Genomic DNA, 14,452 nt, shown 5'->3' on the forward strand with positions numbered 1-14,452 from the left:
CGTCGGCTTGATCCCCACGGCCCGCGCACGCACTGTGGGCAGATGAGTTCGCGGATTTCGGGGGGCGGCCAAGAGTTGCTCGACGCCTACGCCGAATTCCTGCGGCTCGAGCGCGGTCGCTCCGAGCACACCGTGCGGGCCTACCTTGTCGATGCAAAATCACTTCTCGCACACCTGATTTCGGTCAATCCCGACGCTTCGATTGTCGACCTCGACCTCCGGATCCTGCGGGGGTGGTTGGCTCGCCAAGCGGCGGCCGGAGCAGCCCGGACAACGATGGCGCGCCGAACGTCCTCGGCGCGCACCTTCACGGCGTGGCTAGCCAAGACCAGCCGCATAGCTGTCGACCCGGGCGCCCGGCTCGCCTCACCGAAGGCCCATCGCACGCTGCCGCCGGTGTTGCGACAGAACCAGGCCGCCGCGGCGATGTCTGCCGCCGAATCCGGTTCCGCGCAAATGGACGAACTTGCGCTGCGTGACCGCCTGATCGTGGAGTTGTTGTATGCCACCGGAATCCGTGTCGGTGAGTTGTGCGGGCTCGACCTCGACGATGTCGACCACGACCGACAACTGGTCCGGGTGCTCGGCAAGGGCAACAAGCAGCGGTCGGTGCCGTTCGGCAAGCCCGCGGCTGAGGCACTCGACGCCTGGTTGCGGCACGGCCGGCCGATGTTCGCCAATGAGCACTCCGGTGCGGCGTTGTTGCTCGGCAAGCGCGGCAAGCGGCTCGACCAGCGGCAGGCCCGGACCGTCGTGCACGAGTTGATGACGGCGGTGCCCGGGGCGCCGGATATCGGCCCCCACGGGCTGCGACATTCGGCCGCGACGCATCTGCTGGAGGGCGGGGCGGATCTGCGGATGGTCCAGGAACTGCTCGGCCACGCCAGCCTTGCCACCACGCAGCTGTATACCCACGTTTCGGTGGAACGGCTGCGCCGCGTCCACGACCAGGCGCATCCGCGGGCCTAAATTCGCTCGACTCGACGGTTCGGGCCGAATACCGTTGCGCGAGTGAAAACACCGACCCGCGACCGGCTACGCAACGCGTTGAAATCAGCCATGCGCGAGCGCGATCGGACCGCGCTGACCGCGCTGCGCTCGACCCTGGCCGCTATCGACAACGCCGAGGCGGTGGACACAGCGACGCGTGCGGGTGCCATCGAGGCCGCAGTGGGCCTCGGTGCGGCCGAGGTTGCCCGCCGCGAGCTGTCCGATGCGCAGGTGGAGGCCATCGTCCGAGCCGAAATAGCCGAGCGGAAAACCGCGGCATCCGAATACGAGGGTGTCGGCGAATCAGCACGGGCCGACGCATTGCGCGCCGAAGCCGCAGTGCTTACCGCGCAGTTGGGTTGACCGGCTTCAACCGGATCGGCAACGCGTGCACGAGGCCGAGCGGGTTCAGATAGTCCCGGTCCCGCAACACGCCCCAATGCAGACAGCCGTCGCAACCAGGATGCCCGGCTTCCAGCACACCGACAACGTCGCCGCGAAACACGCGCTGGCCCTTGCGCACGTGTGCGGATACCGGTTCGTAGGTGGTGCGCAGGCCGCCCGCATGGGAAATGGACACCACGTCCTTGCCGCCGACTGCACCGACGAAGACGACGGTCCCGTCACCTGCAGCCAAGACCTGTTGGCCCGGTCTTCCCGCCAGGTCGACGCCGCGATGCCCCGGCAGCCAGTTGTGCTCGGGCTTGTCGAAGGCACGGGCCACATGCGGTCGTGGTTGCAGCGGCCAGCCATAGCCACCAGGTGCAGCGGCCGCGGTCGGCGCGAGCAAGACGAGCAACAACGGGAGCAAGAACCAGCGCACAGGGAAATTCTGGCGACGCCGGGCTGGCGTGGAGGGGCGAGTTTTGCCGCTGTGGACAGCGCGGCGGTTATCCACAGCCGTGGTTATGACCTGCCCGTTCGCTGCCGTACACTGACCAAGCGGTCTGTGCCCAGCACAGTCCGACTTCGCGCGCCCGCGATGGGAGATTCTTCCAGCAAGGTCGTCGGCTGGTCCTGTGAGCTGCATGCAGGTCCGGCGGCCTGCGGGTGCCAGGGCAGGAGTCGCACACGACTCACTGCGGCAACCGGCAACGAAAGAGAGATACAACAGCTATGGCTGTAGTAACCATGAAGCAGCTGCTCGACAGCGGCGCACACTTCGGGCATCAGACCCGCCGTTGGAACCCGAAGATGAAGCGGTTCATCTTCACCGACCGCAACGGCATCTACATCATCGACCTGCAGCAGACGCTGACCTACATCGACAAGGCGTACGAGTTCGTCAAGGAGACCGTCGCCCACGGCGGCACCGTGCTGTTCGTCGGCACCAAGAAGCAGGCGCAGGAATCCATCGCGGCCGAGGCCACCCGCGTCGGCATGCCGTACGTGAACCAGCGCTGGCTCGGCGGCATGCTCACCAACTTCTCCACCGTGCACAAGCGGCTGCAGCGGCTCAAGGAACTCGAGTCGATGGAGCAGACCGGTGGCTTCGAGGGCCGCACCAAGAAGGAAATCCTGCTGCTCACCCGCGAGATGAACAAGCTGGAGCGCACCCTCGGCGGTATCCGCGACATGGCCAAGGTGCCCTCGGCCATCTGGGTGGTCGACACCAACAAGGAGCACATCGCCGTCGGCGAGGCTCGCAAGCTGAACATCCCGGTCATCGCGATCCTGGACACCAACTGCGACCCCGACCTGGTCGACTACCCGATCCCGGGCAACGACGACGCGATCCGTTCGGCCGCCCTGCTCACCAAGGTCGTCGCCTCGGCGGTGGCCGAGGGCGTGCAGGCCCGTGCCGGACTGAGCAGCTCCGAGGACGCCAAGCCCGAGGTGGGTGCCGGCGAGCCGTTGGCGGAGTGGGAGCTCGAGCAGCTCGCGGGCGCGACCCCGGGCACCGAGGCTGCCGCCGAGGCTCCGGCCGAGTCCTGATTTTCTAGATCCGAAACCTTTTGAAGGAGGCTCGCCAACAATGGCGAACTACACCGCCGCGGACGTAAAGCGGCTGCGTGAACTGACCGGTGCGGGCATGCTCGACTGCAAGAAGGCGCTCGAAGAGACCGCGGGCGAGTTCGATAAGGCCGTCGAGGTGCTGCGCATCAAGGGCGCCAAGGACGTAGGTAAGCGCGCTGAGCGCACCACCGCCGAGGGCCTGGTCGCTGCCAAGGGCGGCGTCATGATCGAGATCAACTCCGAGACCGACTTCGTCGCCAAGAACGCGGAGTTCCAGCAGCTCGCCGATGCGATCGTCGCTGCTGCTGCCGACGCGAAGCCCGCCGACCTCGACGCGTTGAAGGCGCTCGAGCTCGACGGTCAGACCGTTGATGCCGCCGTGCAGGCGCTGTCGGCCAAGATCGGTGAGAAGCTCGAGCTGCGTCGGGTCGTGTCGTTCGACGGCTCGGTCGCGACCTACCTGCACAAGCGGGCGTCGGACCTGCCGCCGGCTGTTGGCGTGCTCGTCGAGTACACCGGTGACGGCGACAATGCGGCCGAGGTGGCTCGTGGTGCCGCCATGCAGATCGCGGCGCTGAAGGCGCGCTACGTTACCCGCGACGAGGTTCCGGCCGACGTGGTGGAGAACGAGCGGCGTATCGCCGAGCAGACCGCGCGCGAGGAGGGCAAGCCCGAGCAGGCACTGCCCAAGATCGTCGAGGGTCGCGTCAACGGCTACTTCAAGGACGTCGTGCTCACCGAGCAGGCTTCGGTGACCGATTCGAAGAAGACGGTCAAGGCGTTGCTGGACGAGGCGGGTGTGACCATCACACGCTTCGCCCGGTTCGAGGTCGGCGCGAGCTAACCTCGTCTTTGACTCACTGGAAGCAGGGGTCCCCGACTAGCGTTACGACGCAGTCGGGGACCCCTGCTTCCGCATATGTGCCCGCGCTCGACGGTGTGCGCGCGCTTGCCGTGATCGCCGTGATGGTCGACCACGGCGGAATCGCCGGCATGCACGGCGGCTTTATCGGCGTCGACGTCTTCTTCGTCCTCAGCGGTTTCCTGATCACCTCGCTGCTGTTGGCCGAATATCGCAGCCGCGGACGTCTCGATCTGCCCGCGTTCTGGGTCCGCCGCGCCAAACGGTTGCTGCCCGCGTTGGTGCTGATGGTGCTCGGCGTGGCCGCAGGGCTGCGCTTCTTCTCCCCGGATTCGGTCGCCGGACTGCGGGGTGACGCGTTCGCCGCACTGGCCTGGGTGGCCAACTGGCGGTTCAGCGTCGCGCACACCGACTACTTCGCGCAGGGTGGCGAACCGTCGCCGCTGCAGCACACCTGGTCGCTCGGCGTCGAGGAGCAGTACTACCTGATCTGGCCGTTGTTGCTGGTGGGGCTGGTTTTGTTGTGCCGGCGGTCCTGGCGGCGATGGCGCTGGGCGGTGTTCGGGCTGGCTATTACCGGCGCGGTCGCATCGGCGGTGTGGGCGATCGTGTTGGCCGGGCACGCATCGGTGTCGAGGGTGTATTTCGGCACCGATACCCGGGCGCAGGCGTTGCTGATCGGAGCGGCGGCAGCCGCTGCGCTGGCGCCGTTCTGGCCGGGTGACGCACAACGTCGAGTGCGGTCGAAGGCGCTGTGGCAGGTGCTGCCCGTCTTCGGGTTGGTGGGGCTCGCCGTCGCGATCCATGTGGCTGCGGGGACGGCGCAGCAGTTCCAGCACGGCCTGCTGATCCTGGTGGCGGTCGCGGCGATCGCGGTGATTGCGTCGGTCACCGTCGACCAAACGAGCCTTGTCGCGAAGTTCTTGGCGCTGCGGCCGCTGGTTGCGCTCGGCGCAATTTCCTACGGTGTCTACCTCTGGCACTGGCCGGTGTTTCTGGCGCTCGACGGGGAGCGCACGGGACTCACCGGTCTGCCGCTGTTCGGTGTTCGGGTGGCCGCGACGCTCGCGATAGCCACTGTGTCGTACTGGGTCGTGGAGAAGCCGATCCGACGGATGCGGCTGGTTCCCGCGCCGTTGTTGCCGGTGGGGGTGGGCATTCTGGCGGCCGCCGCGTGCGCCGTCGTCGTGCTCGTGCCGGTGCGGTCGGCGCCGAGCCAGGCGTTGGCCAGCGGCCTGCCGCCGGAAGCGTCGAACCCGGCGCCGCCGAAACCGCCGGTACCTGTCGGGCCGCGCAATCCGAATGGCCCCCTGCGGGTTTCGGTGTTCGGCGACTCGATCGCCTGGACGCTCATGCGCTATCTGCCGGCGACCCCGGGAGTCGAGTTCATCGACCACACCAAGCTCGGCTGCGGGATCGTGCAGGGCGGGCCATACCGGTATTTCGGCAACGTGGCCGATCAGCCGAGCGACTGCGACTCCTGGCCGCAGCAGTGGACGCACGACGTGTCGGTGGAACACCCCGATGCCGTGCTGTTGTTGGTGGGGCGCTGGGAAACGATGGATCGCCAGCACGACGGCCAGTGGATGCACGTGGGTCAACCCGCATTCGATTCGTATTTGACCAGCGAGTTGCAGCACGCGTTCGACGTCCTCGGCAGCACCGGCGCGCGGGTGCTCGTGGCGACCGAGCCTTACAACCGGCGCGGTGAACAGCCCGATGGCAGCCTCTACCCCGAGGACGTGCCCGACCGGGTGACCCGCTGGAATGAACTCGTGCGCGCCGCGGCCGCCAAGCATCCGGGGGTCCGGGTGATCGACCTGAACAAGAAGCTGACACCCGACGGGCACTACACCGAAACCGTCGACGGCATCGACGTGCGCAGCGACGGCGTGCATCTCACGCCAGCGGGCGTGGACTGGTTGACGCCGTGGCTGGTCGGGCAGGTGCGGCAGGGGAGTTGAGGTTGGGTTTCGCTCCCGCTCTAGACAGTTCGCGTCTGTTGTAAGGGACGCGAAGTGTCAAGTCGGGGAGCGAAACGGAGATCGTTGATCAGCGCTCGCCGCGCTCCACGTGGAGATCTTCGACGATGGTCGACGCATTGACGCTGAGATCCGGCAGTTCGGCAAGCAACAAAGGGTTGTCACCACGCCGCGATGCCTCGACCAATTCGCGCACCGCTACCGCCTGCACTGTGAGTTGTTCGCGTGCCGCGAGTCGTTCAAGGCGCTCTATGACCTCATCGGGCACGTTTCGTAGGACGAGGGTGCTCACGTAGCGCAATGCTACGACGAGCACCGGCTACTCGATGCTCGGAAGCGTCTCGACGGCTTCCCGCACTTGGTGCGAGTTACCGACGCCAAGCCGTTTCGTCAGATCCACCTCGATGGCGCTGAAAGCGGTGTCAGAAGCGGATTCCGACGACTTGCCAGTGACGCGCTCGTGGACGTTCGGAATCAGCACTTCAGGTGGCACGTCGAGCGCCCGAGCCAGTTTAAAGATGGTGGAGAGCCTGGGATCGGCACTACCCTCGTCGCGGCTGACGTTGCGTTCGAGGTTCGACACCTGGTTTCGGTGAATCCCGCTTACTTCGGAAAGCTTTTCCTGGCTCATTCCACGGAGGCCGCGCAGCAGTTTGAGTCGGTGAGCGAGCGACAGGCCGTACGTCCGCCACTCGAGCTCATCGCCCTCCTCTCGTGCCACCAGTCAAACGTGTCGGAGCAGCCAGCTAATGTCTGCCCAACATGTTGTTCAGGAGGGGGTAGTGGTGCTGGATTTCGCCACGGTTCGACCTGGGGTCGTTCTGCATGGATTGCGAGCCGAGGCTGTGACGATCGTTGCGGCAGTTCCTCAAGGTCCGGATGCCCTCGCTCTGATCTTCCGCTCCTCCGACGGCACCCTCGGCGAGCAGCTGCTGTATCGGAGCGATTCCGCGCATGTGAGTGTCGGATCTCCGGAATCGAAGTGGACCTTTGACGCCGACGGCCGTGAGTTTCAGCTTGCTGCGGAGGCAATGCGCATTCGCTTGGCCGGCCTGCACGACCCGATGCTGGCAGTGTCTTCCAGCGACATCGATCCGCTACCGCACCAGATCCGCGCGGTATATGGGGAGATGCTGCCCCGCACGCCGCTGCGGTTTCTGCTCGCCGACGACCCCGGCGCCGGAAAGACCATTATGGCCGGCCTGTACGCGAAAGAGCTGATGCTGCGGGGTGACGTCGCGCGGATGCTGATCGTCGCACCGGGCGGCCTGGTGGAGCAGTGGCAAGACGAGCTGGCGCTCAAGTTCGGTATCCGTGCCGAACTGCTGAGTCGCGACCTTATCGCTGCGACGCTCGACGGTAATCCCTGTGCCGCGCATCCGATATTGATCGCGCGAATGGATCAGCTAGCGCGAGATGAAGAACTCCTGGAGCACCTGGCCAATAGCCAGTGGGACTTGACGGTGGTCGATGAGGCGCACCGCATGTCGGCTTCCTGGATCGGACCCGAGGTTCGTCGGACACGCAGATATGAGCTCGGCCAACGTCTCTCGGCGGTGTCGCGGCATTTGTTGTTGATGACCGCAACCCCGCACGCCGGGAGCGAAGAGAATTACCAACTGTTCCTGGCATTGCTCGACCCGGATCGTTTCGAGGGCAAATACACCGCGGACGTCCACTCCACCGACACGACCGGCCTTATGCGGCGAATGATCAAGGAAGAGTTGCTGACGTTCGAGGGCAAGCATCTGTTTCCCGAGCGGATCGCGGAGACGGTGCCGTATCAACTCTCGCCGCCCGAGCGTGAACTCTACGAAGAGGTCACCCGGTACGTCCGCGAGGAGATGAACCGGGCCGACGCTCTAGAGGATTCACCGCGACAGCGCACGGTCGGCTTCGCGTTGACGGTTCTGCAGCGACGACTCGCGTCGAGTACGCACGCGATCCTCCGGTCGTTGCAACGGCGGCGGGAGCGACTGGAGCACACGCGGCTTGCCTTGGTGCACGAGGGCATTGCCGCTTCGCCCGTATTGCCGTCGGGACCGAGCTTGGACGACTACTTCGACGACGAGCTCGATTCGGACACAGCAGAACAGCTCGAGGAAACAGTTGTCGACGCGGCCACGGCCGCTCGGACCGCCGAAGAGTTGGCCACGGAGATAGCCGTCCTGGATCGGCTGGTCGAGTTGGCATTGACGGTGCGCAATCTCGGCCAGGACCGCAAGTGGGCGGAACTGCGCGACCTCATCCTCGACCAGCATCTGTTGCGCGACCAGAACGGAAATCGGCGCAAGCTGATCATCTTCACCGAGCATCGTGACACCTTGGAATACCTTGCGGCGCAGCTCCGCAACATCGTCGGTCGCGACGATCCCGTCGTTGTGATCCATGGCGGCACGCGGCGGGAAGAGCGCCGCCGAATCCGTGAGCGGTTCACCAACGACCCGACCTGCCAGGTCCTCGTGGCTACTGATGCCGCCGGGGAGGGTCTGAACCTGCAAGCCGCACATTTGATGATCAACTATGACCTGCCGTGGAACCCGAATCGCATCGAGCAGCGCTTCGGCCGCATCCACCGCATCGGGCAGCAGAACGTGTGCCGGTTGTGGAACCTCGTTGCCGAAGATACGCGCGAAGGTGCCGTGTTCACCCGGCTGCTGGACAAGATGGAGGCGCAGAGAAAAGCATACGGCGGCAGGCTGTTCGACGTGCTGGGCGAGGCATTCCAGGACCGCCCGCTGCGCGAGTTGCTTGTTGCCGCGATCCGTTATGGCGACGACCCAGCCCGGATCGAGGAGTTCGACCGCATCATCGACGCGGAGGTTGGTGCGGGGTTGCAGGAACTGACCCGTGAGCGTGCGTTGGCACGAGAAACACTGTCACCCTTGGAAGTCGACCGGATGCGCCGCCAGATGGACGAAGCGCGAGCCCGTCGGCTGCAACCGCACTTCATCGAAAACTTCTTCGTCACGGCATTTCAGAGTGTCGGTGGCCGAATCTCACCTCGGGAGAAGGATCGTTTCGAGATCACCAACGTCCCGGCTGCCCTGCGAGTTCGGCGGCGTCCAGGTGGATCGATCGTGCCCGTGACGACGCGATACGAGCGAGTGACGTTCGAGCCCAGCGCAATCGAGCGTCCCGGTGCCGTGCGTGCGGAACTTCTTGCGCCCGGGCATCCGTTGATGGACGCATTGCTCGATGAGATCGTCGAGCGGCACGGCCAGACTCTCGATCGCGGAACGGTATTGGTTGATCCCCGCGATCCGGGTGCGCACCCGACGCTGCTGGTTGGGTTGACCGGCGAGATTGTCGATGGCACAGGTCGAACGGTGAGCAAGGTGTTTTCCTATGCGCGCCTGGACGGATCCGGCGGCGTCACGGATGCGGGTGGCGCGCCCTATCTCGATGTTCATCCGATTGCTGACCCCGCGCTGGCCGCTGGCGCGCGAAACGAGCGGTGGCTGCATGCCGGCGTGGACCGTCTCGCCGCGGAGTGGGGTGCGAAGGAGTTTCAGCCTGAGCATCTTTCGACTGTTCGCGAGCGACAAGTCGCCTACTTGCAGCGGGCACGCGGCGCGGTGAAGGTTCGCTTGCTGCAGCAGATCAATTATCTGTACAGCGAAGCCGGGCGGGTTCGCGACGAGATTGCGGCCGGGTCGAAGCGGCGGCGCCGGATCAGCCCGGACCGGATGGAAGCGATGGCTGCCGAGCTCGACGCGAGGCTGGAGAAGCGTCTCGAACGCATAGATCTGGAGATGCAGCTGGCGGCGAAGGAGCCGCGCGTGGTCTCCGCGGCGCTCATCGTTCCGGCCGGGATGCTGTCCGGAGCAGCCGCGGCGCATGCGAAGCAGACGCAGGCGGTGGAGCGGCGCGCGGTCGATGCCGTGTTGCGAGCGGAGCGGATGCTGGGTCGCGTTCCGACCGAGATGGCGCACAACAACAAGGGCTACGACATTTCCTCTACTCGCGCCGGCGAGGCCGACGTGCATATCGAGGTCAAGGGACGGATCTCGGGCGCCGACGACGTGACGGTCACCTACAGCGAGCTGATCCACGGCAAGAATCTCGGGGAGCAGCACCGGCTGGCACTGGTGGAGGTCAGCCCGGACAGCGCGGAGCAGGACCGGCTGCGGTATGTCGGCAATGCGTTCGCGGACGTGAACGTGGGCGGGTTGCCTGTCAAGGACACGAGGCTGGAATGGGCGGCCATGTGGGAGCGGGGGCGCGAGCCGTTCTGAGTTCTCCGCGGCTCGATGCACAACAGGTTGTGTAGTCTGAACCGTTCTGCCGCCGACCGAGGGGATGGGTTCGTTGTCCGGCTCTGCACAACAAAATGTGGGCAAGCGCAAGCTGATCGAGGTGTCGATTCCGCTGGAGAAGATCAACGCAGAGTCGGCACGAGAGAAGTCGATCCGGCACGGTCACCCGTCGACGCTGCACCTTTGGTGGGCGAGGCGGCCGCTGGCCGCGGCCCGGGCGGTGTTGTTCGCGCAACTCGTCGATGATCCGTCGGCGCGGCCGGACCTGTATCCGACTGAGGAAGAAGTCACCCTCGAACGCAAGCGTTTGCACGAGCTGATGGAGCGGCTGGTCGTCTGGGAGAACGCCAGCGACGAGGAATTGCTCCGGCAAGCACACCAGAAGATCCTCGAATCCACCGGCGGGAACCCGCCGGCCATACTCGATCCCTTCGCTGGCGGCGGCAGTATCCCGCTGGAGGCGCAGCGGTTGGGACTCGAGGCGCATGCGTCTGACCTGAATCCGGTAGCCGTGCTGATCAACAAGGCGCTCATCGAGATTCCCCCGAAGTTCGCCGGACGCAAGCCGGTGTTTCCCGGTGCCGCCGAGGCGCAGATCAATACCTGGCCGCGCGCAACTGGGTTGGCCGAGGACGTGCGCCGGTACGGACAGTGGATGCGCGATGAAGCCGAGAAGCGGATCGGGCACCTCTACCCGAAGGCCACACTGCCGGACGGGAAGAAGGCGACGGTCATCGCATGGATCTCGGCGCGAACCGTCACCTGCCCAAATCCGCGCTGCGGCATCGCCATGCCGCTGGTGCGGTCGTGGTGGCTGGGAAAGAAGAAGGGCAAGGAAACCTACGTTGTGCCTTCGGTCGTCGGCGGCACGGTGAAGTTCAATATCGGGCACGGGTTAGCCGGAGCGCCCAGCGCGGATGAGGACGGGACAGTAGGGCGGACGGGGGCCCGGTGCATTGGGTGTGGTGTCGCCGTTGACCGCGAACACATCAAATCGGAGGGTCGTGGTGGGCGGATGGGCGCGCAGTTGATGGCGACGGTCGCAGAGGGGAATCGAACGCGTATCTACCTTCCGCCAACTGAGGAACATGAGCGAGCAGCACAAGTGCCGAGACCAACGGACGTGCCGGAGGGTGAACTTGCGTACGACCCGCGAAATGTCTGGACGCCTCCGTATGGCTTGACGACGTTCGCCGACCTCTTCACGCCCCGCCAACTCACCGCTCTCACCACCTTCAGCGAACTGGTGAGAGAGGCCCGCGACCTCGTCCTCCGCGACGCCGTGGCAGCGGGCATGGACGAAGGCCAGCGCCTCGACGCTGGGGGGAGCGGAGCCGCGGCGTATGCGGATGCTGTGGCGACATATTTGGGGTTGGTCCTGAGCCGATGCACCGACTACTGGGCATCAATATGCAGTTGGCACAACACTGGGGAAAAGATGCGAAATACCTTCGGTCGTCAGGCCATCCCGATGGTCTGGGATCTCGCAGAGGCTTTTCCATTTTCATCATCTTCAGGTGGCTACTCAGGACAACTCGCTTGGGTAGTTGAAGTTGTTGACCGTCTGCCCGCAGAACCAGGAGGGAAGGCCTTGCAGGGCTCGGCGAGCAGTCTTGCAATGGCTGGTTTGATCTCGACGGACCCCCCGTATTACGACAACATCGGTTACTCCGACCTCTCCGACTACTTTTACGTTTGGCTTCGCCGCTCACTGCAAACGGTTCACCCCAGCATCTTGAGCACGATGCTCGTCCCGAAAACCGAGGAGCTCGTGGCTAACCCTTACCGCCATGGCGGTAAGGAGGGTGCGCACCAGTTCTTCGAGGACGGCTTTAAAGAGGTATTCCGCCGAGCTCGGGAAACCGCACTCGATGACTTCCCGATTACCGTCTATTACGCGTTCAAGCAGAAGGAATCAGCACTCGGTGGCGAACACTCCACTGGCTGGGAAACCTTGCTAGAAGGCATGATTCAATCCGGCTGGTCGATCACTGCAACGTGGCCGATGCGGAGCGAGCTCGCCAACCGGATGCTCGCGAGCGGCACCAATGCCCTCGCTTCCTCGATCGTCCTGGCCCTGCGCCCCAGACCGGACACTGCACCGCGCATCGACCGCCGCGGCTTCATCAATACGCTAAAGGCCGAACTGCCCGAGGCCCTCCGCGAGCTCCAGCAGGGAACCATCGCTCCGGTTGACCTCCCACAAGCGGCAATCGGACCCGGCATGGCGGTGTTCTCGCGCTATAGCTCCGTCCTCGAAGACGACGGTCGCAAGATGTCGGTGCGCACCGCATTGCAGCGCATCAATGAAATCCTGGACGAGGTGCTCACCGAGCAGGAAAGCGAATTCGATTCCGACACCAGATTTGCGATTGCGTGGTTCCGGCAGCATTCGTTCGACCGCGGCGCCTACGGTACGGCGGACGTTTTAGCGCGGGCACGCAATGCGTCACTCGATCATCTTGAGCGCGCTGGAATTCTGACCAAGAGCGCGGGCAAGGTGGCCTTGATTCCGTACGTGGATATGGACGCGAATTACGACCCGGCGACGGACCAGTCGATCAGCGCCTGGGAAGTGGTTATGCATTTGACCAATCGGCTTGCCGCAGGCGGTATCCCCGAGGCGGCAGCTTTATTGGCGCGGGTTCCGGCGACCATCGACCGCGACCATTGCAAGGAATTGGCCAACCTGCTCTTCCACATTGCCGAGGGCAACAAGCGCACCAAGTTGGCCGTCGATTTCAACTCGCTCGGTGCGGCGTGGAACGAAATTGTGCGCGATGCACCGAGGGCCGCCGTGCAGACGGCATTGGAGTACGACGGATAACCTGCTTGCAAATCAGTTTCGTGATTCCTCTGGGGAAGGAACAAGCGTCATGACCGCAGATCCCGACGATCAACGTTCGGATACGTCGCCCGCTGTCACCAACTCGGACGAGCAGGAGCAGTCAGCCAAGCTGATGGTCATGTTCGATCGGGCGCTGGTGGCGGCGGGCGACTTGATGGACACTCGGATTTCGCGCCTGCGCAGCAAGCACCCAGACGCGAGTACGGACCAGTTGATGAAAAAGCTGGAACGCACATACTTGTCGTCGGTGACTTCGACCGGAGTCGCCACTGGCGGTGCTGCGGCCGTACCGGGAGTCGGTACCGCCGCCGCTTTGGCAATGACGGCCGGCGATGCGTCGTGGTTCATGACGGCGACGGTTGCGCACGTGCTGTCTGCGCTGAGACTCTACGACGTCGAATTCGCAGACCTCGAGCATCAAAAGGCGATCGTCTTGACAGTTCTTGCTGGAGGCGGGGGATCAACCTTTGTAGGTAAGGCCGCCGGGCGGACCGGCCCGCACCTGGGCAAGCTCTTGACCAATTCCGTTCCGAGCTCAACTATCAGGTCGGTCAACAGAGTTCTCGGCCATAACTTCGTCACGCGATATGGAACGCGGCAAGGCGTGCTCGTTCTGGGTCGGACGGCACCCTTCGGGATAGGCGCGGTTATCGGCGGTGGCGGCAACCTGCTGTTTGCGCGCGGCGTCGTCAGCGCGACTCGAAAGGCCGTCGAGACCGCGAAGGCGATGTAAAACTCGACCCCAGCCCAATACGATCCAAAGCTCCAGTCGAGCCCGAAATCCCTTCCACTTCAATCAGGTCAAGCGCCACAGCGCGCCGGTTTTTGTCGGTATGTCCGGATATACTTCGAACATGCTTTCGGGAACGGTGCGGGACGAGGCGGTGGAATCGGCGTTGGGCGCGCTCGAGTCCGCGGCCGCGGTCCTGCTGGACACCGACACCGAGAGCCTGTCCAACGACGAACGCCTGAGCGTGCTGGCCCGATTGGAAACGCTCACCCGCCGGTTGCCTGCGGCCCAGAACGCGTTGCTCAATCAGATCGACGAGCACTCGAGCAGCGAGGATTTCGCCGGCACCCCGCGCCGGCACGCGCTGGCCGAGCGGTTACGCATCAAGCCGCTGGAGCCGAAGCTGGCCGAAACCGCGAACCAACAGCGCGCCGGCRCGATCGGSKMSGCSCACATCGSCRTCATCCGCCGCTTCCTCAAACACCTGCCCTCCGGTGTGGACGACGGYACCCGCGACSAGGCCGAACACGCACTGGCCACGGCGGCGGCCACATTGCGCCCCGACGAGCTGCGCCGGGTGGCCAACCGCCTCGACGGGTATTTGAATCCCGACGGTGACTACGACGAACACGACCGCGCTCGTAAACGCTTCTTCCACATGGACCCCCAGGGTCCGGACAAGATGACCAGCGGGCGGTTCTGTGTCGAACCCGAACTCGCCGCCTACCTGGAGGCGATCTTCGCCAAATGGGCCAAACCCGGCGCCTGCCACCCCGACGACGAACACCCGGCCGTCGACGAGGAACCCTCCGAGGACGCCGTCAA

12 protein-coding genes are annotated in these 14,452 nt (G+C 64.7%); 9 read left to right on the forward strand and 3 right to left on the reverse strand.

What is annotated here, in order from left to right; translation table 11 throughout:
* Nucleotides 1–42 precede the first annotated feature (42 nt).
* Entirely contained in the window at nt 43–969 is a 927-nt protein-coding gene (locus FOS14_RS10110; protein WP_143770153.1) for a tyrosine recombinase XerC, read from the forward strand.
* 42 nt (nt 970–1,011) lie between these two features.
* The gene (locus tag FOS14_RS10115; RefSeq protein WP_370512201.1) at nt 1,012–1,353 is read left to right on the forward strand and encodes a GatB/YqeY domain-containing protein; all 342 of its coding nucleotides are present in this window, start codon (nt 1,012–1,014) and stop codon (nt 1,351–1,353) included.
* Here the strand turns inward: FOS14_RS10115 and FOS14_RS10120 are convergent.
* Nucleotides 1,334–1,813, reverse strand: a complete 480-nt coding sequence (locus tag FOS14_RS10120) for a M23 family metallopeptidase (RefSeq protein WP_370512202.1) — start codon at nt 1,811–1,813, stop codon at nt 1,334–1,336. The genes FOS14_RS10115 and FOS14_RS10120 overlap by 20 nt on opposite strands.
* 293 nt (nt 1,814–2,106) lie before the next feature.
* On the opposite strand from FOS14_RS10120, the gene rpsB reads away from it, so the two are divergent.
* The 3 genes from rpsB to FOS14_RS10135 all read left to right on the forward strand — a co-directional run bounded on the left by rpsB (nt 2,107) and on the right by FOS14_RS10135 (nt 5,772).
* Nucleotides 2,107–2,925, forward strand: coding sequence for a 30S ribosomal protein S2 (rpsB, locus tag FOS14_RS10125; protein WP_143770155.1), 819 nt, complete (start codon nt 2,107–2,109; stop codon nt 2,923–2,925).
* 40 nt (nt 2,926–2,965) lie between these two features.
* A complete protein-coding gene (tsf, locus tag FOS14_RS10130) occupies nt 2,966–3,790 on the forward strand; it encodes a translation elongation factor Ts (RefSeq protein ID WP_143770156.1) in 825 nt (274 codons plus the stop codon).
* A 77-nt stretch (nt 3,791–3,867) separates the two neighbouring features.
* Nucleotides 3,868–5,772, forward strand: coding sequence for an acyltransferase family protein (locus tag FOS14_RS10135; RefSeq protein ID WP_255450207.1), 1,905 nt, complete (start codon nt 3,868–3,870; stop codon nt 5,770–5,772).
* An 88-nt stretch (nt 5,773–5,860) separates the two neighbouring features.
* Here FOS14_RS10135 and FOS14_RS10140 read toward each other — a convergent pair whose 3' ends face one another.
* Together FOS14_RS10140 and FOS14_RS10145 are read right to left on the reverse strand one after the other, a co-directional pair.
* Nucleotides 5,861–6,082: an antitoxin gene (locus FOS14_RS10140; protein ID WP_143770157.1), complete on the reverse strand. Its 222-nt coding sequence runs from the start codon at nt 6,080–6,082 to the stop codon at nt 5,861–5,863.
* Between the two features lie 27 nt (nt 6,083–6,109).
* On the reverse strand, nt 6,110–6,511 hold the full coding sequence (locus tag FOS14_RS10145) for a helix-turn-helix transcriptional regulator (RefSeq protein WP_143770158.1): 402 nt from the start codon (nt 6,509–6,511) through the stop codon (nt 6,110–6,112).
* 28 nt (nt 6,512–6,539) lie between these two features.
* Here FOS14_RS10145 and FOS14_RS10150 point away from each other — a divergent pair, with 28 nt between their 5' ends.
* The 4 genes from FOS14_RS10150 to FOS14_RS10165 form a co-directional block, all read left to right on the forward strand.
* Nucleotides 6,540–10,028 carry a helicase-related protein gene (locus FOS14_RS10150; RefSeq protein WP_143770159.1) on the forward strand — a complete coding sequence of 1,163 codons (3,489 nt, stop codon included), beginning with the start codon at nt 6,540–6,542 and terminating at the stop codon, nt 10,026–10,028.
* Nucleotides 10,029–10,101: 73 nt separating this feature from the next.
* On the forward strand, nt 10,102–12,876 hold the full coding sequence (locus tag FOS14_RS10155; RefSeq protein WP_255450209.1) for a DUF1156 domain-containing protein: 2,775 nt from the start codon (nt 10,102–10,104) through the stop codon (nt 12,874–12,876).
* Nucleotides 12,877–12,925: 49 nt separating this feature from the next.
* Nucleotides 12,926–13,630 (forward strand): hypothetical protein, encoded by a 705-nt coding sequence (locus tag FOS14_RS10160; RefSeq protein ID WP_143770161.1) that lies wholly within the window; start codon nt 12,926–12,928, stop codon nt 13,628–13,630.
* 121 nt (nt 13,631–13,751) lie between these two features.
* Nucleotides 13,752–14,452, forward strand: a 701-nt coding sequence (locus FOS14_RS10165; protein ID WP_185981706.1) for a DUF222 domain-containing protein, incomplete at its 3' end; no start/stop codon positions are given.

This window comes from Skermania sp. ID1734 (assembly GCF_007489285.1).
In the GTDB taxonomy this organism is placed as follows: Bacteria; Actinomycetota; Actinomycetes; order Mycobacteriales; family Mycobacteriaceae; genus ID1734.